The following is a 25,154-nucleotide window of genomic DNA, read 5'->3' on the forward strand; positions in this document are numbered from 1 at the left end:
AGGGTATCGGGTTCCCCGGGTTGCACCCCCGTCCCGGTAACTCCTACCGCTGTACTTCCTACCGATTCCGGTCTCGCCCCCGAGGGCAGGTCGCGCCAACCCCCTGAAATCACAGGCCCGAATCCCCGAAACCCCGCTGGCACGCGAGATGCTCTATCTCCTCTGCGTAAGGTGGGTGGGTAGGACGGGTGGGGCGGGTAGGACGGGCGGGTGGGGCAGGACGGGCGGGTCGGTCGAGGGCGGCGGGTAGGGGTTGGGGGGGTGTTGGGGGGAGCGGTACTGAAGGCTGAAGGGTGGGGACTCTTCGGGGGTAGTGCCTGGGGCTGTACTGGGGAAGTCGCGGGGAGGAGCTGCTTGGGGGCGGCTCCTCCCCGTTTTTTTTCTACGGTGGCAAAGCCCTCTCAGCGTCCTGGGGGCCAGGCCGTGGACCCCTCGGTGTAGACGCTCAGCGGAGGATGCGGCGGCGCCCTCCCAGCCGGGCCAGCACCATCACCAGGCCCCAGAAGGCCAGCGTCCCGGGCGAGCCCGCCGTCCGGCAGGCACAACCTTCCGCTGCCTCCGGGGGCGGCTGCACGGCAGGTGGCTGTACCTGCACCTCGAAAGCGCACTGCGTGCTGTTGCCGGCCGCATCCGTGGCGGTGACGGAAACGGCCGTGGTGCCCACGGGGAAGCGGGTGCCGGAGGCCTGGCTATAGGTGAGCGAGACCTCGCCCCGGTTGTCGCTGGCCTGGGCGGGCGGGTACGTCACCTCGATGCCCGAGTCCCCCGTGGCCTGCGCCTGGAGCGCCTGCGGGCAGGTGAGCGTGGGCGCGAGGACATCCGGGACCACGAAGCTCCAGGGCTCGAGACCGTGCACCCCGTCATCGGCCAGGAAGACGACGCGATCCCCGAAGCGCCGCGGGAAGCCGAACACGGAGGAGTCCGGGCCGGGAGCCAGGTCGCCGAGGAGCGAGGTGCCCTCGGCCGTGCCATCGGTCACCCACGGCTCGAGTCCGTGCACCCCATCCGTCCCGAAGAAGAGCAGCAGGCCCACGTCCTCCAGCGCGAGCAGCTGGCCGGGCCCCACGGTGGAGGGCACCCCGCTGGCGGGCCCGGGGCGTAGCTCTCCGACGCGCACCGTGCCCTCGGGGGTGCCGTCCGTCTTCCACAGCTCGTAGCCGTGCCCGGCCTCATGGCCCAGGAAGAACACCTGGTTGCCCAGGGCCGTGAAGGAGAAGGCGTTGGGGAGGCCATCCCCGGGGGCGCCGGCCTGGAGGGTCCGCAGGGCGCGGGTACCGGCTCCGGTCCCATCGCTCTTCCACACCACGGAGCCGCCGGTGTCGTCCCGCGTCGTGAAGTAGAGGGCGCCATTCGCCGCGGCGGGCAGGTACTCGACCATCGAGCCGGGTGCTCCGGGCGTGAGGTCCGCGACGAGGACGGTGCCCGCCTCGGTGCCGTCACTCTTCCACAGCTCCACGCCGTGAACGCCATCGTCCGCGAAGAAGAAGACCGCCCCGCCCACGGCCGTGACGGAGGGCACTCCCATCCCCGGCTGCGGACCGGCGTGGATGTCCTTGACGAGCACGGTGCCGGCCTCGGTTCCATCGCTCTTCCACAACTCCAGGCCATGAGTGCCGTCGTCCGCGAAGAAGAAGACGGCCTCGCCCACGATCGCGGCCTGGTACTCGAAACCGGAGCTCGAATCCGGGCCGGGGAGGATGTCCTTGACGAGCACGGTGCCGGCCCCGGTGCCGTCGCTCTTCCACAGCTCGGAGCCGTGCACCCCGTCATCCACGACGAAGAAGACCGCTCCGTTCGTCGCCGCGAGCCAGACATGCTCATGGAGGCCCGAATCCGGGCCCGCGTGGAGGTCCTTGACGAGCACGGTGCCGGCCTCGGTGCCGTCGCTCTTCCACAGCTCGTGGCCGTGCACCCCGTCATCCGCGAAGAAGAAGGCCTGCTCCCCCAGGCGGGCATGGGGCGCGGCGGCATAGCCTCTCGCGCTCTCCGTCGGCGCCGTGGGCCGGATGACGCGGGCACGTGTGGTGCTGGCCTCGGTGCCCTCGCTCCTCCACAGCTCGAAGCCGTGCGCATCCTCCACGGAGAACAGCAGGGTGTTGCCCACCTGCTCCATCGGCGCGGCGCCGGAGCCGAGCGGCGTGGCGCGGCGCCGCAGCGGCGCGGTCCCCTCGGCGGTGCCATCGCTCACCCAGAGCTGGGACCGGGTGACCGACTCGTCGGAGGCCCGGACATCGAAGACGAGCCTGTCCCGGACGGAGAACAGGCCGAGGTGACGCAGGGACATGCCGGGCTCGCTGAGCGTGTACACCCGCCGGGTCCCCTCGAGCGTTCCATTGCTCCCCCACAACTCGAGCCCCCCGTCCTGGCGCTCGTGGAGGAAGAAGAGCTGACCGCCCAGGGCAACCAGGGGCGAGCGCTCGGGAGGGCGAAAGGAGCGAACCCCCAGCCCCGAGAGCCGGAGGGTGCCCGAAGCCGTGCCATCGCTCGTCCACAGCTCCTGCTCGCGCGCGCCGCCGCTCCCCCTGCCGGTGAAGAAGAGCCGCCCGTTCACCTCCGCCAGGCGATCGGGAAAACAGGTGCCGGACGCCACCCGCGAGGTCCCCTCCGGAGTGCCATCGGTCCTGTAGACGTCGGAGTCCGACAGGATGAGCACCGCCCCCCCGACAGCCCGCAGCTTCCGGACACTGTACACCGTCGACGAGAGCCGCACCGTGCCTCCGGCCGTGCCATCACTGCGCCACAGGCCGCCCTCGGCGGAGATGAGCAGCCGGTCCCCCAGGGCGATGCCCTCACTCATCGTCCAGGACGACTCCAGGAGCTGGAGGGTCCCCGCGGCCGTGCCATCACTCCGCCAGAGTTGTTCCTTCCCCTCGGCCCGGGTCACCATGAAGAGGGTGGAGCCCACGGCGATCAACTGCCGGATTTCGGCCTCCGGGCCCGCTGGCGCGCCCTCCCACACCTTGAGGGTGCCCGCTTCCGTCCCGTCGCTCTTCCACAGCGTGTGGGGGCCCGCCCACTCCCCTGTGATGAAGAAGAGCGTGTTGCCCACGGGCGTCAGCATGGAATACCGGGTGTCGGCGGGTCCCGGGGTCAGGTCCTTCACGCGCCGGGTGCCCTCGGGGGTTCCGTCGCTCCTCCAGAGCCTCCGCGCCCGTCTCGTCCAGGCGCGCGCTGAAGTAGAGGACACCGCCCAGCTCCGCCGAGGGGAAGTCCCCGGAGGCGTCCAGGTGTTGCCGGGGAGGACCGTGCCGGACGAGGACCGTGCCAGCCGGAGTGCCGTCCGACTTCCAGAGTCCCTCGCCCCAGTCGTCCCTGGCCACGAAGAGCATCTGGGCGCCGAGGGCGACGAAGTGTTGGGGGCCGGAGCCGATACGTCCCGGGAAGATGTCCGCCAGCCGGAAGGTGCCCTCGGGGGTTCCGTCGCTCCTCCAGGGCTCGTCGTCGACCAGGTCGAAGTAGGAGGTATCGAAGGCGGGTGCATGCCGGAAGTACAGGAGGCCCCCCGCGGCGCCCATCTCGCTTCCGACATGGCCGAGCGCCTCTGTCGCCTCCGGGCGGATGTCGCGGAGCAACGCGGGAGTGGGGAGCGGTGGAGCCGCCCGGGCTGGGAGCGCGAGCCAGGCGAGAAGGAGCAGCGGAAGATGCGAATGCCGGCGGCGAAGTGTCATGGGCCATTCTCCGAGTGGACGAAGCCCCGGTTCATCACCTCCTGGGCCCATCCCCTCGAGTCCACTCATGACACCTACGCCGCGTGCCCCCCCTGAGTGCACCCCTCGAACCGTGGCGCTCCGCACCCTACATAGCCCAGGAGAGGTCCAGCCGGAGCAGCCGGGTTTCTGTCTCCCACTGGACACAGGCCGTGACGAGAAGGTTTCGCGGCTCCCCGTTCTTCCTACCCGTGGGTGCGCTTGCCGAGGACGTCGCCCTCGGCGGACAGCTCGTAGACGAGCGGCACGCCGGTGGCGAGCTCCAGGCCCACCACCTGCTCGCCGGTGAGCTTGTCGAGCTTCATCACCAGGGAGCGGTTGGAGTTGCCGTGGGCGACGACGAGGACGTTCTTGCCCTGGCGCAGGTCGCCGCTGATGGCGCGCTCGTAGAAGGGCAGCACGCGCTTCGCGGTCATCTCCAGCGACTCGCCATTGGGGGGCGGGATGTCATAGGAGCGGCGCCACTTCTTCACCTGGTCATCGCCCCAGCGCCTGGCGGCGTCCTCCTTGTTGAGGCCCTGGAGGTCGCCGTAGTGGCGCTCGTTGAGGGAGGCGTCGCGGATGACGGGGATGCGCTGGCCGAGCGACTCGAGGATGAGGGCGAGCGTCTCCTGGGCGCGGGTGAGAGCGGAGGTATAGGCCACGTCGAACGTGAGGCTCTTGAGGGACTCGGCGGCCTGGCGGGCCTCGGCGCGGCCCTTCTCCGTCAGGGGCACGTCCACGAAGCCGGTGAAGCGGTTCTCATGGTTCCACAGGGACTGTCCGTGACGGACGAGAGCGAGGATGGGCATATGCGCGCCCCCTACTTCAACCCGGGCCGGGCTGTAAACCCTCTCATGGCGCGGCGCCACAACCCGCCGACGCGGGCGCGTCCACGGACAGCACGAGCCGGGGCGCCCATTTGATGCGCACGTGCTCCTTCGAGGCGAAGTCCACGCCGTTGCGTGACTCGTTGATGAGCGCGAAGCCGTAGGGCCCCTCGCCCGTCACCACGGACGTGACGTCGTACTCCACCCAGCTTCCATGGGGCACCTCGCCCACGTCGCCGAGCGGGCCGCCCGTCACCGAGGGCCGCTGCGTCCACGTGAGGCCGTCCTCGCTCCAGTCCGTGGTGGCCGGGTACAGCTTCGGGCCGTCCGTGCTGCCATCCATCGCGTAGAGGCGCAGCGTGGCCTGCCGCACGGGGCCCGGCAGTCCGGACACGTCGAAGCGCAGGAAGGCCGAGCGCCGCGAGAGGTTGTCCGCCACCAGCTTGCGATCGCCGCCGAAGACGGCCTGCTCCTGTCCCTCTTCCACATAGGAGTCGGCCGCGGGCGGGACGGCCACCTCCCGCCGCTCCAGGCCCGAGGACTCCTGGCAGCGCGTGTTGCCCGCCTCGCTCGCCGTGTCTCCGCCACACCGGGCGAGCAGCACCAGCGCCGCCCACCCGGCGACACCCCTGACACCCCAACGCACACCTTGCTTCATGCATCCCCCCCCGCTTTTCCGCGTGCTGGGTGCTGCACCGGGGATGCCAGGAGGAAGGTGCCGGACAAACCCGGCTCATCCGTGAAACCCCGCGCCCGTGGGGCGGTGCCGCGCTCACTTCGGGAAGGCACATTGCCCTCGGAGTGGGGACGTGGGGGCACCGTGGGGCCTGGCGGCGCCCGTCCCCGCCCCTCGGGGCAGGGCCGTGTGCGGCACCCGACGGGCTCAGCGCTCGCGGGCCGGAGTGGGACGTCCCTCGGCCACGCTGCCCATCAGCGTGCGGGCGCGCTCCAGCAGCGAGACGAATTCCTCGCGCTCGGCGTTGCCGGCGGGCGTGGCCCCGCGGGCGATGCCGAGCACCCGGTCGAAGCTCCAGCGCTCGGCGTGGGGGCTGCGGCGCAGCAGCTCGGCGGCGCCCATGACGGCGGTGGCGAAGCGCAGGTCCCCGGAGGCCTCGGGGAAGGAGGCCGCGAGCGCGCGGGCGGGGAAGCGGTACGTGCGCTCCGAGGCCGTCTCGCCCCGGGGCCGCTTGGCGCGCAGGCGCACGGTGGCGAGGCCCTCGCCCGCGCCGGGCTTGAGCTCCAGCTCGTAGAGGGCGGTGACGGTGTGGCCGGAGCCAAGCTCTCCCGCGTCCACCTTGTCGTCGCGGAAGTCGCGGTCGGCGATGTCGCGGTTCTCGTAGCCCACGAGCCGGTAGCGCGCCACCTGGGCGGGGTCGAACTCCACCTGGAGCTTCACGTCCTGGGCGATGACCTCGAGGGTGCCGCCGAGCTGCTCCTGGAAGATGCGGCGCGCCTGGAGGAGCGAGTCCACGTAGTAGTGGTTGCCATTGCCCTGGTCGGCGAACTGCTCCATGAGCGTGTCCTTGTAGTTGCCCATGCCGAAGCCCACGGTGGTGACGGTGATGCCCTCCTTCACGTGGCCGCGGATGAGCTTCAGGATTTCCTCATGGGAGGAGGGGCCCACGTTGGCATCGCCATCGGAGAGGATGAGGACGCGCGAGAGGGAGCGCCCATCGAGCTGCTTCATGGCCTGCTGGTAGGCGAGCTGGATGCCGGAGGACATGGCGGTGGAGCCGCCGGCGGTGAGGTCCTCGATGGCGGCGTGGATGAGGGCCTTGTGCTCCAGGCCGGTGGGAGGCAGCGCGAGCCTCACGCCGCCCGCGTAGGTGACGAGCGCCACGGTGTCGCCATCGCGCAGGTTGTCCACGAGCATGCGCAGGGAGCGTTTGGCGAGCGGCAGCTTGTCGGGGGACTGCATGGAGCCGGAGACGTCCACGAGGAAGGTGAGGTGGGCGGGCTTGCGCTCGGAGACGCTGAGGCGCTTGCCCTGGACGCCCACGCGCAGCAGGTGGCGGCCGGGGGTGAAGGGCGAGGGCGCGGCATCCAGGTGCACGGCGAGCGGGGCGCCCTGGGGCTCGGGATAGGTGTAGCGGAAGTAGTTGAGGAACTCCTCCACGCGCACGGCCTCGCGGGGCGGCGGCGTGCCCTCGAGGAGCTTGCGGCGCGCGAGGGTATAGGAGGCGGTGTCCACGTCGATGGAGAAGGTGGACAGCCGGTCCTCGGCGGCGGTGACGAAGGGATTCACACCGTGGTCGCGGTACTGCTCGGTGTTGCCGGTGGCCGGCTCGGAGAAGTGGGCGGTGGGGACGCGCACGCTGGCCTTGCCGTTGAGGGTGGGCCCGGCGCCCCTGCCGTAGCCCACCGCTCCGCCGTAGGCCGAGACGCCTCCGCCCCGGCCCTTGGTGCCGATGGAGCCGATGCCGATGGTGTCGCCGCCCCCGCCCCCGCCCCCGCTGCCCTTGAGACCGAGTCCTCCGAGGCCCTGGGCGGTGCCCCCGCTGCCCGCGCCGAAGAGCTGTGCCGACGGGGAGGCGGGGGGCGCTGAGGTGGGGACGGGCGCGGCCGGTGCCTCCTTCCGGTCCATGGCCTTCTCCTGCGTCCCGGAGGGCGCCGCGAGCTTCTCCTTGCGCGTCTCGAACTGCTGCGGCGTGTACGTCCGTTCCTCCTCGGCGCGCTGGCATCCTCCGAGCGTCCAGCTTCCAACGGCCAGCGCGCACACGACTCCCGTGACGGCGAAGGGGCTCCGCGTCATGGACTGCCTCCAGAATGGGTGGGTTCGTCTCTCGGAGCCCTTGGACAACGGCGCGGGCGGCGGGTTCCCGGTATGATGAGGGCCACCGTGCAACGTTCGCGCTCCACCGTTCGTGCCCCTGAAGCCACCGGCGAGCTCCTGGCTGACATCCCCGAGCCGGTGAGCCCGGCGGAGCTGCCATCCCCGCGCTCGCTGCTGGAGGAGGTGCGCACTCCGGGCGCGGCCCGCGCCGAGGTGGAGGCGTTGCTGAGCGGACTCGCGAGGCCGCTGGGGCCCGGGGAGAGCGCTCGCGAGCGGGCGGACCTGCTGCACGAGATTCTGGAGGACAAGGAGGTCCGCGAGTACTCGGGCAGCGGTGGGCGCAAGGTGGGCCACGCGGCGGTGCTGCAGTTGGTGGAGCTCGGCTTTCCGTACGCGCTGGAGGTGCCCCCGGAGCTGTTCGCCGAGGCGCGTGCGGCCGGAGGCGGCGGGACGTCCTCCTCGGGTGACGGCTCGAGCCCCCGGCTGGGCGTGGTGTTGAGCACCCTCGCGGGAGGGCTGGAAGTGCTGCCCGCGCTCCTCTTCGGGTTCGACGGCAGGTCCGGGGACATGCCCGTGGCCCTGTTCTGGATTCTGTTGGTGTCCCTCACCTCCTTCGTACCGGCCTTGCTGGCGGACACCGAGCCGGTGGTGAGCAGGCGCTGGTTGCACTACCTCCTGCTGGGGGCGGTGGCGGTGCCGGGCCTGCTGTGGTTGTTGACCACGGTGCTCGTGCTGGGGATTGCCGGCATGAACGGGTCCTTTCTGGCGCTGTTCTTCCTGCTGCCCCTGGCAATGGCGGTGCTGCGCCTGGCCGGAGCGAGGTCCCTGTACAGCCCGCCGCCCGGCGAGGGGCCGCCGGAGACCCCACCGGACTGACACCGCCCATGCGGCGCAGTGGAGCGGGGGCATGTGCGGCCCTGCCAGGGAGCGCTTGGCTGGTTCCTTCCTGTATGAGGTGCCGCCCTCGGAGCCGTGAGGGGGCGGGGGAGCGAGCAGACCTCCGCTGCGCGGAATGCACGGGGCGGGAGCCATTCCTACCTTCAAAAGGTATGCGCCGCCGAACGAGCCTGGTGCTGCTCAACGCGCTGTCGCTGTGCCGCCTGCCCCTGGCAGTGGTCTTCGTGTTCATGGAAGACCCGCTGGTCCGGGTGGGGCTGGTGCTGGCGGCGGCGCTGACGGACTTCCTGGATGGGTGGATCGCCCGTCACCGGCACCTGGAGTCGTACTGGGGAGCGCTGATCGATCCCCTGGCGGACCGGGCCTTCGTGATGGTGGCGTTGGCGGCCTTCCTGGTGGAGGGGAAGCTGACGCCGTGGGAGTTCGGCACGCTGGTGGTGCGCGACGTGGCAACGGGGCTGGGGTTCGTGGTGGCGCGCATCGTGCCGAGCTTCCGGCGGGTGAAGTTCCAGGCGCGGATGCTGGGCAAGGTGGTGACGACGCTGCAGTTGGGAGCGCTGCTGGCGGTGCTGGTGGCGCCGGTGCTGGTGAGGCCGTTGGTGATCGCGGTGGGAGTCACGGCGCTGGCGGCGGTGGTGGACTACACGGCGGCGGTGTGGAGGAAGAGGGCGCGCTCGGGTCCACGAGGTCCCAACCTCCCCAACATTCCCTCGCCCACCGGGAGAGGGGCGGGGTGAGGGTGCCAGGGCCCCGGGTTGAACCCCGAGACCCCCGCTGTCTCAAGCGTGCATCTGCGTGAAGAACCGCGCGAGCTTCCCGGTATCCAACGTGCCACCGGTCCGCACGCCGCTGCACAGGTCGAGCCCGAAGGGCCCGACCTGGCGGATGGCCTCGCCGACATTCTCGGGGCGGAGGCCGCCGGCGAGGAACACGGGGACGCGGACCTGCTCGCGGATGCGGCGGCTGATGGCCCAGTCATGGACGCGCCCGGTGCCGCCGAGCTCCTTCACGGCGAGGGACTGATTGCCCGAGTCGAGCAGCAGCGCATCCACATGGGGCGCGACGCTCAGGGCCTCCTCGAGGGAGGCCTCGCCGGTGACGTGGATGACCTGGACGAGCGACACGCCGGGCATGGCGCCGCGCAGGTCCGCGTAGCTGCCGGTGGTGAGGCGGTCGCAGAGCTGCACGGTGTTGGTGCGGCAGCGGCGCTGCTGGGCGATGACGTCGCGCACATCCTGGTGGCACGTGAGCAGGAAGGTGCCGATGGGGGGCGGGACGGTGGCGGCGATCTCCGCGATGAGGGACTCGGAGATGACGCCGGGCCCGCTGGGCATGGACGAGACGAGCCCCAGGGCGGAGGCACCGGCGCGGATGGCGGCGTGGGCCTCCTCGACGCTGGAGATGCAGCAGATCTTGATGCGCGGGGTGCTGCTGGCTTCCATGGCGCTCACCACTCCACGTGGACGATGAAGTCGGAGCCGGAGGGGTTCTTCACCTCCACGCGGACGCGCGCGTTCACCTTGGCGGCCTTGAGGAGGGCCTGCTCCACGACCCCCTGCGTCCACGCCGGGCCGAGAAACTCGTTGTGGCAGATGAGCCGGCCGGAGCGGGGGCCGACGCGCTCATAGGAGCGCTCGCCGAAGGCGGCGACGGCCTTGTAGGCGGCGGGGGAGCTGGCCATGAGGCGGTGGGGCTCGTCGCCGGACAGGAAGGACATCATCTTGCCGGCCTGGGAGTCGAAGAAGTAGTTCACCGCGGCGCGGCCGAAATCCTGGATGGAGTCGTGGTAGACGCGCGGGTTGGTCTTGTTGCGCTTTATGCCGAGGTCGACGAGCTTGAGGAGGTCGACCACGGGGTAGCGGAAGAAGCTCACGACGCTGCGGGAGCCGAAGACCTCCTTGCGCAGGGCCTCGGCTTCGGTGGGACCGAGCTGGCGCTGGAGGTTCTCCATCGAGCTGTCGAAGAACAGGCCGAGCAGCACATCCTTCTCGGTGGCCGCACGGATGCGGAGTTGCAGCGCGTCACTGGTGTCCATGAAGCCCCCTGCGGAAACAGGGCGGGTGCCTACCATCAAGGTGGGGAGCCCGGGAATCCGTTTTCTGGAGGACGAGGGGTCTGCTGGCTGGCGGCATGTCCTCTCAGGTTACCCCGCGTCCCGCGCAGCCTGCTACTTGTGCGGTGGGGCCAGGTGCCAGCGGATGGGTCCCAGGCCGCTTCCGGAGACAGGCGTCACGTCATGGCGGAGCACGCGTCCCCGCGCGTCCACCGCGAGCACTCCCGGCGCGGGCCTTCCGAGCAATCGTCCCGCCTCGAGGTCGACCAGGAGCCCTTCGACGAGGACGACACCCGGAGTGGACTGAAACCAGAGCGACTCTCCGCCGCCCTTGCCGAGCGCGGTCCGCTCGCCGCGCTCCACGTCCACGAGCCAGACCTGCTGCCGCGCATCGAGCACCAGGGCCCGGGTGCCGTGGGTGTGGAGCACCTGCCCGTGCATCGGGTGCACCGTGCGCCGTTCGAGGTCGAGAAGGGTGTCGGAGAACTCGGGCTCGAGGCGATTGACGACAGGGGGGGAGACGGGAGCAATGGTGACGAGGCGGGTGGACGAGGAGAAGCGCTCCTCGAGGAACTGGCCCGCGTACGTCGTCACCCCGAGCGCCTGGTGCACCGCCCGGCCATGGAGCTCGACGGGGGAGGGGCTTCCGCGATTCCGGCAGGCCACGAGCAGCAGCTCGCGCACGGGGTCCACGTGAAGGAGGTACGCACCACACTCCGCGGGGACCCACTCGGTGCGCTGGCCCGACGCATCCTCCACGAGGAGCTCGCCACGCGAGCCCCGGCGCAGGATGGACTGGCCCAGGGGCACGAGCAGCGAGTCTGGCTCGCGCAGGGCACGCCCATCGACCCGCTGCACCCGGCTCTCTGGCGCGTCTCCCTCCGGAACGGCGGAGCCCCCGAAGTCATGGCGATTGATGCGGCTCAGGGTGCCGTCACCATTCGTGTCCCGCTCGACGGCCTCATAGAAGACCCACTGGCCGGTGGGATCGAGCTGGGCGGTGTCCAACAGCCCCGGGCCTGGATTCAAGATGGACTCGGAGCCCCCCTGTACCTCACGCACCACGAGCATGAGGCGTCCGTCTCCCGGCCTGGGGCGCACGAAGAGAAGCCGCCGGCCGTCCGCGGAGAATTGCGCGCAGGGGGGCGGGAAGAAGAGGCTGCCACCACCGATGAAGACGGGGTCCAGGGGGTTGGGGCGTGGACCCAGGCGGGTCTCGGCGCGAGTGTACGAGTCGATGAGCCAGGTGGAGTCCCCGCGGACGACGACAAGGTAGCGCCCGATCGGGTCCGAGGCGCAGAACGCGTCGATGCGCTCGCCCGGACCGGGACCGAAGAGCAGGTAGGGCGAGCCGTCCGCCCGCCCATCGCCGTTGCGGTCCTCCCGGACCTGGCTCACGGCCAACCAGTGCGCGCCGGGTGGGGAGTGGAGATACCCCAACGGGTGTGCCGTCCCCAGGGGCTCACCGGAGGGGAGCGGCTCGGGCCGGGAGGGCTCGGGCTGGGCGGGCTTGGGCTGGGCGGGCTCGGGCTGGGAGGGCTCGGGGGCCTTGGCCGTGGACGGGCCAGGCCGCGAGCAGGCCGCGAGCAGCAGGAGGAGTGAGGCGAGGAGGAAGACGCGCACGCCCGCACCTTAGCCCAGGCAACGAGGCACGCGGGCCCGAGGGCCACGATGCTTCACGGAGCGAGCGCGGACGGCGTGCATCCCCACAGGGAGAGATCTTCCGCGACCGTGGCGCACATCCAGCCCGGGCCACAGGAGTCGAGGTCCCGGTGGTCACACCGGCGGAAGCACACGCTCCGGGTGCCTCCGGCCCATCCGCAGACGTCGCCGGAGGGGCAGCTGTCGGGGTAGATCGGATTGCAGACGCGGGCACACCAGAAGGTTCCGCGGCCGCGGCGGGTGTCCATCATGCAGCGCTCGCCCTCGGCGCAGGGTGTTTCCGGGCAGGTTCCCGAGACGCGTGACAGGCACTGGTTGCCGCCTCGGGGAAGGCGCTTGCACTGCTGTCCCTGGGGACATCCGAGCTTCTCGCAATCCGGCACGCAGCCCGGACCGTCCGCGTCGTCCATGCAGGTATGGCCGGAGGGGCAGCTCGCGGGAGCGTCGAGCTGGCAGGGCACCGTACACACCTGCTGGATGCACCGCAGCCCGTCGCGGCAGGCGCCGATGCGGGAGATGTAATCCGCGTCGCAGCTCTCACCCTCGCGCCGCTCGCCCACGGGGACGCAGCGGCGGATGGGGCCGTTGGAGGTTCCCGTCTTGAGTGTGCGGCAGGTGAAGCCGGGGAAGCAGTGCACGTCCTCCTCGCATTCGGAGGCCATGCACTCGAGGCGGCGTGTCTCCCGGTTGATCAGACATCCCTGGCCCGGTGGGCAATCACCGCTCGTCTGACAGCTTCCGCACTTCAGGATGCCGCCGTCCCAGGTGCAGTGCGTGGCGGCGGCGGGAAGCCCGTCGGAAGAAAGCTCCTCGGAGGCGAGTGGCAGGGGAGCCGTGGGGGTGGAGGAGTCCGGGGTGAAGCTGGCGAAGCGTGTGTCCGCGCGTGGCGTGGGTGGAGGCGGTGGGGCCGGGCGGGCACCGGCTTCATCCGTGGGAGGCTCCCGGGTGGAGGTGCCGGAGATGGCGAGGGGGCTCGTGAGCGGTGGAGGAGCGGCCCCTCCGGCGGAATCCGAGGAGGACACGGTGGCCCAGAGCAGGAGCCCGAGGCCCGCGGCGACGGCGGCCAGGGCGCATCTCGGGTGGAACCTGTCACGCGGCATGGGCACCCTTCCACCCCGTCCGGTTCAGCAATACACGGAGCAGTAGATGTAGCCGCCATCCGAAGCGCAGCCGCAGGCATACACCCGGATGCACTCCGGTGCCGCGGCGGAAGCCATCCCACCCATGAGGGCGCCCGCGGTGCCAGCCGCCATCATCCAACGCAGAAGCGCCTTCTTGCCGCGTCTCATGGGAACCCCCCGTGCCTCGGAATGCCCAGCCAGGATGAACCCGCCGGGCGAGCAGGGTCAAACGGCCGGAAGACAGGGGCGGACGTGAATGTCTGTTCTGGAACTCGAGACCTGGAACGCGCGGAGGGCGTGCAACCGTCTTCATCCCCGCCCTCGCAGGCCCTCCATGGCAGCCAGGCTCAGGGGGCGCTCTATCTGGCTGCAACCGCCGTCAGTAGGATGGGCGCTCCGAGGAGCGTTTCCCCATGCATCCGGATTTCGACGTCGAGCTGCGCGCGGCGCTGGCCGAGGGCCTTGTCTCCGAGCAGGAGGCGGACGCGCTGCGCGAGGAGGCCCGGCGCCTGGAACGCAGTCCTCTGGCACTGCTCCGGGAGCGGGGCCGCCTGTCCGAGGGGACGCTCATCTCGATGATGGCGCAGGTCCGGGGCGCCACGCCCCCGGTGGCCGAGGCCCGGGACGCGGACGCCCCCGAGGTCCCGGCCTTTCCCGTCAGCGGCTGGGAGCGCTACCAGTGCGTGCGCTTCCTGGGCGAGGGCGGAATGGGGCGCGTCTTCCTCGCGCATGATCCGCGGCTCAACCGCCACGTGGCCTTGAAGTTCGTCCGGGGTGACGAGCCCGGGCTCACCCAGCGCTTCCTGTCCGAAGCCAGGGCCCAGGCGCGGGTGAACCACGAGCGGGTGTGCAAGGTGTACGAGGTGGGGGAGGTCCAGGGGCGCGTCTACATCGCCATGCAGTTCATCGAGGGGCGGACGCTGAGCGCGCTCGCCCGCGAGCTTCTCCGTCGAGCAGAAGGTGCTGGTGCTCCGGGAGGCCGCCGAGGGCGTGCACGAGGCACACCGCGTGGGCCTCATCCACCGGGACCTCAAGCCCTCCAACATCATGGTGGAGCGCGCGGAGGACGGGACGTTGCGCCCCTACGTGATGGACTTCGGGCTGGCGCGAGACTGGAACGACGGGGCCACCGTCACCGGCGCGGTGATGGGCACGCCCCAGTACATGTCCCCCGAGCAGGCCCGCGGCGAGGTCTCCAGCCTGGATCGCCGGGCGGACGTCTACAGTCTTGGCGCCACCCTCTACAGTGTGTTGACGGGCCAGCCGCCCATTCCCGGCGGCAACGGGCTGGAGGTGCTCAAGAACGTCCTCGAGGTGGAGCCTCGCCCGCCGCGCGCGGTGGATGCGAACATCCCCGCGGACCTCGAGGCCATCGTGCTCAAGTGTCTGGAGAAGGAGCGCCCGGCCCGGTACGACTCGGCGCGCGCCCTGGCCGAGGAGCTCGACCGCTTCCTCTCGGGCGAGCCGGTACAGGCCCGCTCCAACGGAGCCTGGTACCGCCTGCGCAAGAAGCTCCGCAAGCACCGGCTCGTGGCGTCCGTGGCCGCGGTGGCGGCCGTGCTCGTGCTCCTGGCCCTGGGACAGGCGGCGCTGGCCCGCCGCGAGGCCGCCGTGCGCGAGCGCCTGGCCCGGCGCTTCACCGAGTCCGTGGAACGGATGGAAGCGCTGGCGCGCTACTCGGACCTCGCTCACCTGCACGACACGCGCGCGGACCGGAGCGTCATCCGCGCGCGCATGGCGGCACTCGAGGCGGAGATTCAAGACGCGGGCGAGCAGGCCGTGGGGCCCGGCCATTACGCGCTGGGGCGCGGCCACCTCGCGCTCGGAGACGAGGCCCGGGCCCGCGAGTTGCTCGAGTCCGCCTGGACGCATGGTTTCCGCGAGCCCCGGGTGGCCTACGCGCTGGCCCTGGTGACGGGGCACCAGTACCAGGAGCAGTTGCTGGAAGCCGAGCGCCTGCGCGACCCCGAGCGGCGGGAGGCTCGCAAGCGCGAGGTGGAGCGCCGCTACCGCGCGCCGGCGCTGGCCTGGCTCCGCCAGAGTGAAGGCGCCGAGGTCCCCTCCGCCGCGTATGTGGCGGCGCTGCTCGCCTTCTCCGAGAACCGGTGGGACGAGGCCCTCTCCCACCTGGACGCCATCGGCACCGGGCTCTCCTGGTTCCACGAGGCGCCCAAGCTGCGTGGAGACATCCTCCTGGCCCGCGCCATGCGGCAGTGGAACCAGGGCGGGCACGCGGGCGCGCGCGCGGACTTCGAGGCGGGCCGCAACGCCTACGCCGAGGCGGCCCGGATTGGCGAGAGCGTGGCCTCCATCCACCTGGCCCAGGGAGAGCTGGAGTACGGTGCGCTCGTCCTGGAGCTCTACGGCAAGGGCGAGGTCACTCCCCGCTACACGCAGGCCCTCCAGGCCGTCTCCCGCGCGCTCACGGCCATGCCGGAGCACTCCGGCGCGCTCGTGCTGGAGTCCCGCCTCCACCGGCGGCTCGCCGAGCACCAACGCAACCTGGGCGATTACTCCGAAACGTTGCCGCGGAAGGCCGTGACGGCCGCGCGCAGGGCGCTGGAGCTCGACCCCTCGAGCTCGAAGGCCCGGCTGGAGTTGGGGCAGGCCTGGTGGATCTGGGGCTACACCCGCCAGAGCCACTCGTTGGAGCCGCGCGAGCAACTGCGCGAGGCGGTCGAGAGCTTCGAGGGCATCGCCCCGGAGGAGCGGGACTACGACTTCCTGCTCAACCTGGGCCTGGTCTACAAGACGTGGGCCGACCACGAGGAGCAGGTGGGCGCGGATCCGCTGCCCCGGTACGGCAAGTCGATCGAGTCCTATCTCTCCGCCATCCAGCGCGACGGCCAGGTGCCGGAGGGGTGGATCAACCTGGGCACCGCGTACTACACCCGCGCCACCCATCCCCGGGCCCCGGCGCCGGACGCGGACCTCACCCAGGCGCTGGCGGCACTGGACAAGGCGCGGAGCCTCAACCCCGGTCACGTGGTGCCCTATTTCTACGCGGGGCTGGCGCATGCGCTCGTGGCCCAGCGGCTGCGCGTCTCGGGAGGTGAGCCCGGCCCCTCGCTGGAGCGCTCCGCGGAGATGTACCGCAAGGGGCTCGAGCTGGGCCCCGGCATTCCCCAGCTCCACAACGGCCTGTGCCTGACGCTCATCCAGCGGGCCCGGGCGGGCTGGGACCGTGGCGGAGATCCCTTCCCCTCGCTGGACCAGGCCCAGAAGGCCTGTGAGCAGTCCGTGGCCATCGCGCCGAAGAGTGGCTATGGGCACATCAACCTCGGCGAGGTGCTCGCCCAGCGTGCCCTGTACCAGCGCGCCCGGGGAGAGGAGCCCGGTCCGAGCGTGCGCGCGGCCGACGAGGCCCTGCGGCAGGCACTCCAATGGCTTCCGGAGGAAGCGGACGCCCTGGCCAACCGCGGCATGGTCCATGCGATCCTGGCCACGTTCGAGCTGGATCACGGGCGGGATCCCCGCCCCAGCAGCGCGCGGGCCGAGGCTTCACTGCGGCAAGCCCTCGCGCGCAAGCCGACCCACGCCGAGGCCTGGTACTCCCTGGGTGAGGCGCTGGGGGCCCGGGCGCTCTCCCCAGGGGGACGCCCCCAGGACTCCGAGGAGGCGGCCCAGGCGTTCCAGAAGGGGCTGGAGCTGGCTCCGGAGCGGCAGGAGTTCCGCATCGGCTTCGGGCACTTCCTCCACCGCCAGGCCACCCGCTCGATGCAGGGCAAGCAGGACCCGGGCCCCTCGCTGCAACGCGGGCTGGAGCTGGCCCAGCAGCTCCTCGCGGTCCGTCCCGGATGGCCAGACGCCCGGCTCTTGCGTGGCAGTCTGTTGGCGCTCGAGCAGGAGTCGCGCGGACAGGCCCGGGAGGATCTCTCCAGCGCGCTCTCCGCCAACCCGGCCTTTCAACGGGAGTGGGGCAGCGCCCTCCAGCGCCTCGAGGCCAGCGGACCCTAGCCCCGGGGCCGCGACGTTTCGCGATTGTCGGCGACATGTCGCCGGCGGACGCCCCACTGCATCCCAGGCCCTTCCCCACGGGGGTTCTCCTCTGAGGAGCCCCTCATGGGCGTGTTGGCACGAGGCGTGCTCAAGGTTTCCCCGTGTTCGCGGAAGACTTCCCGAACCCCGGAGAACCCCCATGATGCACACACCTCGTTGGAAGAAGCTGATGTTCGCCGCCAGCCTCGCCGTCCTCCCCGCCTGTGGGTCCGACCCGTCAGCTCCCACGGAGCCAGGCCAGATGCGGGCCGCGCTCACGAGCGGCCCGGCGAGCTGCCAGGACATCAAGACCGCCAACCCCGCCACGGCCGATGGCCCGTACGTGCTGTTCCACGGCGGCGATAGGAGCAAGCCCTGGACGGCGTGGTGCAAGGACATGGCGGGCACTCCCGCGGAGTACCTGTCGCTGCCCTCGACGGGCCCCTCGCTCAACTACTCCCAGTACACGGCGGGCGTTCACAACGGCGGCGGCACCAACGTGCGGACGCTCTTCACCAAGGTTCGCATCGACCCGGCCACCCTGCGCGTGACCACGGGCGACCAGAGCTTCTCCACCTCCTCCGGGCTGCTGTGGCACGGGGATGCCGTCACCTCGATGTCCTATGCCGCGGCGATGAACTGCGACTTCGGCACCCCCGGAGTGGGCAACGTCGACCTGCGGGGCACTCCCTTCGCGGTGGCGACCGGCCAGTTCGTGGCGATCGGCTCCTACGTCTCCGGCGGGGCCACCTACAGCTCGGACAACCAGGTGGTGGAGCTGTGGGGCCGGGGCAATTGCGGCTGGATGTCGGTGCAGGGCGCCGACCATCCCTTCAACGGCCGCAGCGCCCAGCTCCAGCTCCAGTACAGGCCGAGCACCCCGGCGAGCTGCCAGGACATCAAGACCGCCAATCCCGCCGCGGCGGATGGTGAGTACGTGCTGTACGTCAATGGCGACGCGGCCAGGCCCTGGACGGCGTGGTGCAAGGACATGGCGGGCGCTCCCAAGGAGTACCTGTCGCTGCCTTCGACGGGCCCCTCGCTCAACTACTCCCAGTACACCGCGGGCGTTCACAACGGCGGGGGCACCAACGTGCGGACGCTCTTCACCAAGGTTCGCATCGACCCGGCCACCCTGCAGGTGACCACGGGCGACCAGAGCTTCTCCACCTCCTCCGGACTGCTGTGGCACGGGGATGCCGTCACCTCGATGTCCTATGCCGCGGCGATGAACTGCGACTTCGGCACCCCCGGAGTGGGCAACGTGGACCTGCGGGGCACTCCCTTCGCGGTGGCGACCGGCCAGTTCGTGGCGATCGGCTCCTACGTCTCCGGCGGGGCCACCTACAGCTCGGACAACCAGGTGGTGGAGCTGTGGGGCCGGGGTGATTGCGGCTGGATGTCGGTGCAGGGCGCCGACCATCCCTTCAACGGCCGCAGCGCCCAGCTCCAGCTCCAGTACAGGACCGGCTTCCTCACCAACCTGACCGGGTCGTAGAGCCCCACTGCGGGCAACTCGTGGACCGATGTGACCGGTCCCTCGTGCGGCACCTCCCACCCGCGGATCGCCTCCTGCGATCCGCGGGTGTTCTCGTTCCACCGCTGGATTGGGTTTGGACCCGGTGTGCGAGCCCCCCGGGGGCCGCGACGTCTGGCGAATGTCGGCGACATGTCGCCGGCAGCCGCCCGCCCCCTCCCAGGCCCTTCCCCACGGGGGTTCTCCTCTGAGGAGCCCCTCATGGGCGTGTTGGCACGAGGCGTGCTCAAGGATTCCCCGTGTTCGCGGAAGCCTCCTCGAACCCTGGAGAATCCCCCATGATGCATGCCCCCCGTTGGAAGAAGCTGATGTTCGCCGCCAGCCTCGCCGTCCTCCCCGCCTGCGGGATGGAGGAGGCGAACAGCCCCCAGGCCAAGGAGTCCGACCCGTCAGCTCCCACGGAGTCAGGACAGATGCGGGCCGCGCTCACGAGCGGCCCGGCGAGCTGCCAGGACATCAAAACCGCCAACCCCGCCGCGGCGGATGGCCCGTATGTGCTGTTCCACGGCGGCGATAGGAGCAAGCCCTGGTCGGCGTGGTGCCGCAACATGGCGAGCACTCCCGCGGAGTACCTGTCGCTGTCCTCGACAGGCCCCTCGCTCAACTTCTCCCAGTACACCGCGGGCGCGAACAGCAGCGGCGGCACCAACGTGCGGACGCTCTTCACCAAGGTTCGCATCGACCCCGCCACCCTGCGCGTGAGCACCGGCGACCAGACCTTCTCCACCTCCTCCGGCTACCTCACACACCCGGCCAATACTCCCGTCACCTCGATGCCCTATGCCTCGGCGATGAACTGCGACTTCGGCACCCCTGGAGTGGGCAACGTGGACCTGCGGGGCACTCCCTTCGCGGCGGCTCCCCACCAGTTCCTGCTGGTCGGCTCCTACCCCTCCGGCGCGGCCACCTACAGCTCGAACAACCAGGTGGTGGACCTGTGGAGCCGGGGGGATTGCAGCTGGATGTCGGTGCAGGGCGCCGACCATCCCTTCAACGACCGCAGCGCCCAGCTCCAGCTCCAGTACAGGCCGAGCACCCCGGCGAGCTGCCAGGAGCTCAAGACCGATCTTCCCGCCGCAACGGATGGTGAGTACGTGCTGTACGTCAACGGCGACGCAGCCAGCCCGTGGGTGGCCTGGTGCAAGGACATGGCGAGCACTCCCGCGGAGTACCTGTCGCTGCCCTCGACGGGCCCCTCGCTCAACTACTCCCAGTACACCGCGGGCGCGAACAGCAGCGGCGGCACCAACGTGCGGACGCTCTTCACCAAGGTTCGCATCGACCCGGCCACGCTGCGCGTGAGCACCGGCGACCAGACCTTCTCCACCTCCTCCGGCTACCTCACACACCCGGCCAATACTCCCGTCACCTCGATGCCCTATGCCTCGGCGATGAACTGCGACTTCGGCACCCCTGGAGTGGGCAACGTGGACCTGCGGGGCACTCCCTTCGCGGCGGCTCCCCACCAGTTCCTGCTGGTCGGCTCCTACCCCTCCGGCGCGGCCACCTACAGCTCGAACAACCAGATGGTGGACCTGTGGAGCCGGGGGGATTGCAGCTGGATGTCGGTGCAGGGCGCCGACCATCCCTTCAACGGCCGCGGCGCCCAGCTCCAGCTCCAGTACGCGCCTCCTCCCGCGCAGCCCACCTCGGGCAGCTTCAACTACAGCGCTTCCGGCACCAACAACGCCACGCAGAACACCACCCCCTACGACGTGAGCCTCACCGCCGGCCAGACGCTCTCCTTCGGCACGTGCTCGGTGGCCGGCGCGTCCGGCTCGGGTGACACCTTCCTGCGGCTGTATGCCCCGGATGGCTCGCACGTGGCCGCGAATGACGATGCCTGCGGTTACCTCTCGCTCGTGGGCCACACGGCCACCCAGACCGGCACCTACCGGATCCAGGCCGGCTGCTACTCCAGCGGCGGCTGCGGCGGCACGGTGGCCTTCACCATCCAGTAGTCCCCCCGTGCGGTACCTCGCACCCGCGGCTCGCCTCGTGCGGTCCGCGGGTGCTTCATTTCGACATGCCTCAGGGCTTGGATGCCGTCAGGGTGCCGGGATTTCCCTGCCCGCCGATGGGTACGGGCCGCTCCCCCAGTCCACTGATGCGCAGGACATAACGCAACTCTCCCGGCTCACCCGCGAGCGCGTCGTTCACCTGGAGGACCTTGCTCCCGCGCTTGAGATCCACGCGCTCCTCGTCGTCTTTCCGGAACAAGCTGGCCAGCCGTTTGAAGGGGTTGCCCGGTGGCTGGAACAAGGGGGCCCCCTGCTCCATCGGCTTCATGAACCACAAGCTGGCGCTCCCGTACTCGTCGGGCTGGAGCACGATCTCGATTTCATCCTGTGGCGCCACCAGCAAGTACATCTCGGGTTGAGCGTCTGGCTCCCACGTTCCCTTCCAGTTGACCACCACCCTGCTGATGACCTTGGACTGCCCTGCCTCGGAACGGACCGGGTGCTTCCTGTTGATGTCTCTGGAGATGATCAATTGATGCTTCGCCACGGTGCTGCTCCTTTCGGCTCCATGAGCCCATTCCTCGAGACCGGCCTGCGGCGATTCAAGCGTTCCTGGCGCTCAGGCCCAGTTCCTTGAGACGCCGGTTGAGCGCCTTCTTGGAGACCTCCAGGCGCTGGACCATCGCATCCAGGTCGCCGCCACACGCCTGATGGCAGGCGGTGATCTCCTCCGCGCTCAGGGTCCCCGCCCGGCGGATGTTCGGGTGCTTGTCGATGAGATCGTAGATGGAGGAGCGCGGAATCCCGAGCGCGTCCGCCGCCGTCTTGAGATCCCAGGCGTGCTGCCGGAGCGCGGCGAGGAGCTCCTCGCCGGTGACCTCGGTGGACTTGCGGCGGGCCGCCGCCGTGGGCGCGGGGGCGGGCCTGGGGGCGGGCCCCGCGGCGTCCAGCTCCTCGGCGAGCCGCGAGTCCAGTTGCAGGGTGGGCTGTCCCCGGCAGCCAATCACGAGCTGCCGGGTGATGTTGCGCAACTGCCGGATGTTGCCGGGCCAGGCGTAGCGCAGCAGGCGCACCGCGAGCGGCGCCGGCAGCCACGGCTCGGCATACGGGTCCCGGGGGGTGAGGCGGTGGGCCTCGCCAATGGCTTCCAGCTCCTCCCGGGCGAAGTGCAGGAACAGCATCCCGATGTCCTCGCGGCGCTCGCGCAGGGGCGGCAGCCGGATTTCATAACCGGCCAGGCGATGCAGCAGCGGCGCCTTGAAGCGCCCCTCGCGGATGTGCTCCTCCAGGTTGGCATCGGTGGCGGCGATCAGCCGGACATCCGTCTGGAGGGGGGTCTGCGCGCCCACCGGGTACAGCTCGCCGGTCTCCAGCACCCGGAGCAGCATCACCTGCACCTCCGGGGGTGCCTCGCCCACCTCGTCGAGGAAGAGGGTGCCCCCCTGGGCGGCCCGGAAGAAGCCTTCCCGGTCCTGCGTGGCGCCCGAATAGGCGCCCTTCTTCGCGCCGAAGAGCTCGGCGGCCGCCAGCTCCTTGGGGATGGCGCCCAGGTTCACGCTGAGGAAGGGGCGCCCCTTGCGCGGGCCGTGCTGGTGGATGGCCCGGGCCACCAGCTCCTTGCCCGTCCCGGTCTCTCCCCGGACGAGCACCGGGACATGCAGGTCGGCGATGCGCTGGATGTGCTCGCGCACGCGCCGGAGGCCCGGGCTCTCGCCCACCATGCCCAGCGTGTCCCCGGGCGCTGACGCCCTGTTGGGGGTCTGCTCCAGGAGCAACACCACCCGGCCCGAGAGCTCCAACAGCACGCCCGCCGCCAGCTCCTCCGGGGTGAACTCACGGCTCGTCACGGGCTGCCCGTCCACCACGACCCGGGTTCCACCCTCGCCCACGCGCAGCCGGAGTCGCCCCCCTTCGCCCGGTGAGAACACGAGGGGGTTGCGGCTCACGAAGGGGTCGGACAGGGGTTGTCCGAAGGTCTCTCCAGGCCGGGTGAAGTTCGGGCCGTTGCGAGACAGGGACACCTCCCGGCCGGCCGCGACTCCCTCCAGCAGGAGCCGCTCTCCGGCCCGGGTGGCCGTGGGGTGGGAGATGAGGGTCAGCACCGGCACCGCCTCGTCATCGGACGCCACGGTGCGCTGCTTATGGCTGAAGGCCGTGGAGACCTCGGCGACCAGCGGGGGGGACTGCGAGTCGCGGGACTTGGAGCGGGACATCTCCCGTGACTGTAGCACTTCCCTTCCGAGGCCCATCCCACGGGTGAAGCGGGGCCCACGCCCGCAGACAGTGTCAAAGGACTCGAAACCGCCGCCGCAGACAGTGTCAAAGGACTCGAAACCGCCGACCGCCGCAGACAGTGTCAAAGGACTCCAGTGTCAAAGGACTCCAGCAGACAGTGTCAAAGGACTCGAAACGAGTGGCTTGAGCGAGAACGAGGCTCGGCGTAGACGGGTCACCGACCACTCTTCATGTCTTTCTGAGGACTTGGAGTTGGCCCACAGGGTGCATCCGGCCTGGCGGAACGCACGCAGGGGATGGGGATGGGCTGGCCATTGAGGATGTTCCAGGAGGAGGGGTTCTATTTCGTCACGTCCAGGTGCTTCCAGGGACGGCTGCTGCTGCGTCCAAGCACGGAGGTGAACGAGGTGGTGGGAGGCGTGCTGGCGCGCGCCGTCCAGCAGAGCGCCGGCAGCATACGGCTGCACGCCTTCACCTTCGCTTCCAACCACTTCCACTTGCTGGTGTGGGCGCGCGGTGCCTCGCTCGCTTCCTTCATGCAGTACCTGCGCTCCAATCTGTCCAAGAAGGTGGGCCGGCTGGTGGACTGGAGCGGTGGCTTCTGGGAGAGGCGTTACTCGGCGGAGCTGGTGCTGGACGACACGGCACTGGTGGGCCGACTGCGCTACGTGCTCGCCCATGGGGTCAAAGAGGGGCTGGTGGGAAGGTGCGCCGAGTGGCCGGGCCTCACGTGTCTGCCGCAATTGCTGGGACCGGCACGCCGACTGTTCCAGTGGTTCAACTGGACGAAGCGCTGGAGCAAGAGGGGGAGCGAAGACATGGCGGAAGCGCGGGGACGCTTCGCGCAGCAATGGGCCGAGCCAGTGGAGTTGGAGGTGGCTCCCCTGCCGTGTTGGAAGGGACTGGGGGAGGAGGAGCGGCAGCGTGCGGTGCGGAGACTCGTGGAGGAGGTGGAAGCCGAGGCTCGCTCACTGGACAAGCCAGTCCTGGGGGCACGTGTCGTGAGGGCACTGCACCCACATACCCGGCCCGAGTACCTCAAGCGCAGCCCGCGGCCATTGGGACATGCCTCCACGCGCCAGGCGCTGCGGGAATTGCGTGAGCAGTACCGAGCCTTCGTCGCGGCGTTTCGAGAAGCGGCGGCTCGGTGGGGGCGGGGGGACTTCTCAGCGCCCTTTCCACTTTTCTCCTTTCCTCCACGAGTTGTGCCGGGTCGCGTCGCTCGAATTCTTTGACCCCCTCTTCGACCCCCTCTTCGGCGCCGAAGCCGCGAAGGCGCGTGAGCCGACAAAACAACAGTGCTGCCGGGTCACGGAGGACGTACCGGCAAAGCCAATGCTGTGGTGCCGTCCTCGGACCGGAACCGAAAGGACGACGATGAATCACACGATGCGGTGGTCGAGGCTCGCGCCGGCGGTGCTGCTGGTGCTCGGCATGGTGGGGTGCGAGTCAGGGGAGCAGCAGGACGAGCGCGGCCCCACGACGTTCTTCGTGACCAGCGTGGGCCTTGGCCAAGGCGCCAATCTCGGGGGCCTGGAAGGAGCGGACCGCCACTGCCAATCCCTCGCGCAAGCCGTGGGCACCGGTCACCACACGTGGCGCGCCTATCTCAGCACGCAGGCCTCCGGCGGCGAGCAGACCGTCCATGCCCGGGACCGCATCGGGAGCGGCCCGTGGCAGAACGCTCGAGGGGTCCTCATTGCCAGGAATGTCGAGGAGCTGCATGGCCAGAACAACCTGACCAAGGAGACGGCGCTGACCGAGAAGGGCGAGATCGTCGAGGGCCGGGGCGATACGCCGAACCGGCATGACATCCTGACCGGCTCGCAGCCGGACGGAACCGCGTTCGCGGGCGCCGAGGACTGGACGTGTGGCAACTGGACGAGGAGCGGCACCGAAGGAGCGGCCATGCTCGGCCACTCGGATCGGCTCGGCCTGAGCGACACCGAGGCCGCGAGATCCTGGAACTCGTCGCATCTGTCGCGCGGCGGCTGCAGCCAGGACGCACTCCGCGGGACGGGCGGAGCGGGCCTGTTCTACTGCTTCGCGGCGGAGTAGAGCCCCTCGGAGTGCGAGGGCGCGGAGGTGAGCCCGGCCCGTCCGGGTGTTACAGTTCCTCGATGGGCACGAGTTCGCATCCCAGCGTGCGCGGCAGGCAGTAGGGGGTGGTCATGGCTCCGGATGAATTCACGAAGCCCGGGCAGCACTTCTGGGTGCTGTGACACGGAGTACGATCTGGACCACAGCCGGGCCGGCAATAGACGGCGTAATTGTAGGCGACGCAGACCCCGCCCATGCACGGCTCTCCATGAGGGGCAGAGCACTCGTAGACCGCATCCTCCCGCGTGGAGAGATGGGACTGCGGCTCCTCCTCCGTCCCGGTACCGCCACAGCCGGCGAGAATCCCTGCCACCAACAGCA

Annotated in this window: 18 protein-coding genes and 1 pseudogene; 8 read left to right on the forward strand and 11 right to left on the reverse strand. The window is 70.3% G+C overall.

Features of this window, described 5'->3' with window-relative positions:
- Window positions 1–445: 445 nt before the first annotated feature.
- The 4 genes from ACN28I_RS34065 to ACN28I_RS34080 form a co-directional block, all read right to left on the reverse strand.
- Window positions 446–3,103, reverse strand: a complete 2,658-nt coding sequence (locus ACN28I_RS34065; RefSeq protein ID WP_420946076.1) for an ELWxxDGT repeat protein — start codon at window positions 3,101–3,103, stop codon at window positions 446–448.
- 789 nt (window positions 3,104–3,892) lie between these two features.
- Window positions 3,893–4,498 (reverse strand): 2,3-bisphosphoglycerate-dependent phosphoglycerate mutase, encoded by a 606-nt coding sequence (locus tag ACN28I_RS34070; RefSeq protein ID WP_420946077.1) that lies wholly within the window; start codon window positions 4,496–4,498, stop codon window positions 3,893–3,895.
- Between the two features lie 43 nt (window positions 4,499–4,541).
- Window positions 4,542–5,174 carry a DUF7594 domain-containing protein gene (locus ACN28I_RS34075; RefSeq protein WP_420946078.1) on the reverse strand — a complete coding sequence of 211 codons (633 nt, stop codon included), beginning with the start codon at window positions 5,172–5,174 and terminating at the stop codon, window positions 4,542–4,544.
- A 225-nt stretch (window positions 5,175–5,399) separates the two neighbouring features.
- Window positions 5,400–7,268, reverse strand: coding sequence for a vWA domain-containing protein (locus ACN28I_RS34080; RefSeq protein WP_420946079.1), 1,869 nt, complete (start codon window positions 7,266–7,268; stop codon window positions 5,400–5,402).
- Window positions 7,269–7,355: 87 nt separating this feature from the next.
- On the opposite strand from ACN28I_RS34080, the gene ACN28I_RS34085 reads away from it, so the two are divergent.
- Complete coding sequence (locus ACN28I_RS34085; protein ID WP_420946080.1) at window positions 7,356–8,165, forward strand: hypothetical protein; 810 nt, start codon at window positions 7,356–7,358, stop codon at window positions 8,163–8,165.
- 173 nt (window positions 8,166–8,338) lie between these two features.
- Window positions 8,339–8,923, forward strand: coding sequence for a CDP-alcohol phosphatidyltransferase family protein (locus ACN28I_RS34090; RefSeq protein ID WP_420946081.1), 585 nt, complete (start codon window positions 8,339–8,341; stop codon window positions 8,921–8,923).
- Between the two features lie 42 nt (window positions 8,924–8,965).
- On the opposite strand, the gene ACN28I_RS34095 is transcribed toward ACN28I_RS34090, so the two are convergent.
- The 5 genes from ACN28I_RS34095 to ACN28I_RS34115 all read right to left on the reverse strand — a co-directional run bounded on the left by ACN28I_RS34095 (window position 8,966) and on the right by ACN28I_RS34115 (window position 13,190).
- The gene (locus ACN28I_RS34095; protein WP_420946082.1) at window positions 8,966–9,628 is read right to left on the reverse strand and encodes a phosphoribosylanthranilate isomerase; all 663 of its coding nucleotides are present in this window, start codon (window positions 9,626–9,628) and stop codon (window positions 8,966–8,968) included.
- 5 nt (window positions 9,629–9,633) lie between these two features.
- A complete protein-coding gene (locus ACN28I_RS34100) occupies window positions 9,634–10,221 on the reverse strand; it encodes a TIGR02265 family protein (RefSeq protein WP_420946083.1) in 588 nt (195 codons plus the stop codon).
- A gap of 132 nt (window positions 10,222–10,353) precedes the next feature.
- Window positions 10,354–11,862, reverse strand: a complete 1,509-nt coding sequence (locus tag ACN28I_RS34105; protein WP_420946084.1) for a hypothetical protein — start codon at window positions 11,860–11,862, stop codon at window positions 10,354–10,356.
- Window positions 11,863–11,915: 53 nt separating this feature from the next.
- On the reverse strand, window positions 11,916–13,001 hold the full coding sequence (locus ACN28I_RS34110) for a hypothetical protein (RefSeq protein ID WP_420946085.1): 1,086 nt from the start codon (window positions 12,999–13,001) through the stop codon (window positions 11,916–11,918).
- Between the two features lie 24 nt (window positions 13,002–13,025).
- On the reverse strand, window positions 13,026–13,190 hold the full coding sequence (locus ACN28I_RS34115; RefSeq protein WP_420946086.1) for a hypothetical protein: 165 nt from the start codon (window positions 13,188–13,190) through the stop codon (window positions 13,026–13,028).
- Window positions 13,191–13,729: 539 nt separating this feature from the next.
- Between ACN28I_RS34115 and ACN28I_RS34120 the strand changes: the two are divergent.
- The 4 genes and pseudogenes from ACN28I_RS34120 to ACN28I_RS34135 all read left to right on the forward strand — a co-directional run.
- Window positions 13,730–13,900 (forward strand): annotated as a pseudogene (locus tag ACN28I_RS34120) (hypothetical protein); the annotation flags it as partial.
- Window positions 13,901–13,982: 82 nt separating this feature from the next.
- Window positions 13,983–16,979, forward strand: coding sequence for a protein kinase domain-containing protein (locus ACN28I_RS34125; protein WP_420946087.1), 2,997 nt, complete (start codon window positions 13,983–13,985; stop codon window positions 16,977–16,979).
- 181 nt (window positions 16,980–17,160) lie between these two features.
- A complete protein-coding gene (locus ACN28I_RS34130; RefSeq protein WP_420946088.1) occupies window positions 17,161–18,498 on the forward strand; it encodes a GON domain-containing protein in 1,338 nt (445 codons plus the stop codon).
- Window positions 18,499–18,815: 317 nt separating this feature from the next.
- Window positions 18,816–20,498: a GON domain-containing protein gene (locus tag ACN28I_RS34135; RefSeq protein WP_420946089.1), complete on the forward strand. Its 1,683-nt coding sequence runs from the start codon at window positions 18,816–18,818 to the stop codon at window positions 20,496–20,498.
- 70 nt (window positions 20,499–20,568) lie between these two features.
- Here ACN28I_RS34135 and ACN28I_RS34140 read toward each other — a convergent pair whose 3' ends face one another.
- Together ACN28I_RS34140 and ACN28I_RS34145 are read right to left on the reverse strand one after the other, a co-directional pair.
- The gene (locus ACN28I_RS34140; protein WP_420946090.1) at window positions 20,569–21,045 is read right to left on the reverse strand and encodes a hypothetical protein; all 477 of its coding nucleotides are present in this window, start codon (window positions 21,043–21,045) and stop codon (window positions 20,569–20,571) included.
- Between the two features lie 55 nt (window positions 21,046–21,100).
- Entirely contained in the window at window positions 21,101–22,711 is a 1,611-nt protein-coding gene (locus ACN28I_RS34145; protein WP_420946091.1) for a sigma 54-interacting transcriptional regulator, read from the reverse strand.
- Between the two features lie 324 nt (window positions 22,712–23,035).
- Here ACN28I_RS34145 and ACN28I_RS34150 point away from each other — a divergent pair, with 324 nt between their 5' ends.
- Window positions 23,036–23,968: a transposase gene (locus tag ACN28I_RS34150; protein WP_420946092.1), complete on the forward strand. Its 933-nt coding sequence runs from the start codon at window positions 23,036–23,038 to the stop codon at window positions 23,966–23,968.
- Between the two features lie 142 nt (window positions 23,969–24,110).
- Window positions 24,111–24,791: a hypothetical protein gene (locus ACN28I_RS34155; RefSeq protein WP_420946093.1), complete on the forward strand. Its 681-nt coding sequence runs from the start codon at window positions 24,111–24,113 to the stop codon at window positions 24,789–24,791.
- Window positions 24,792–25,154 lie beyond the last annotated feature (363 nt).

It is taken from the genome of Archangium gephyra (assembly GCF_049060025.1).
Taxonomy (GTDB): domain Bacteria; phylum Myxococcota; class Myxococcia; order Myxococcales; family Myxococcaceae; genus Archangium; species Archangium gephyra_A.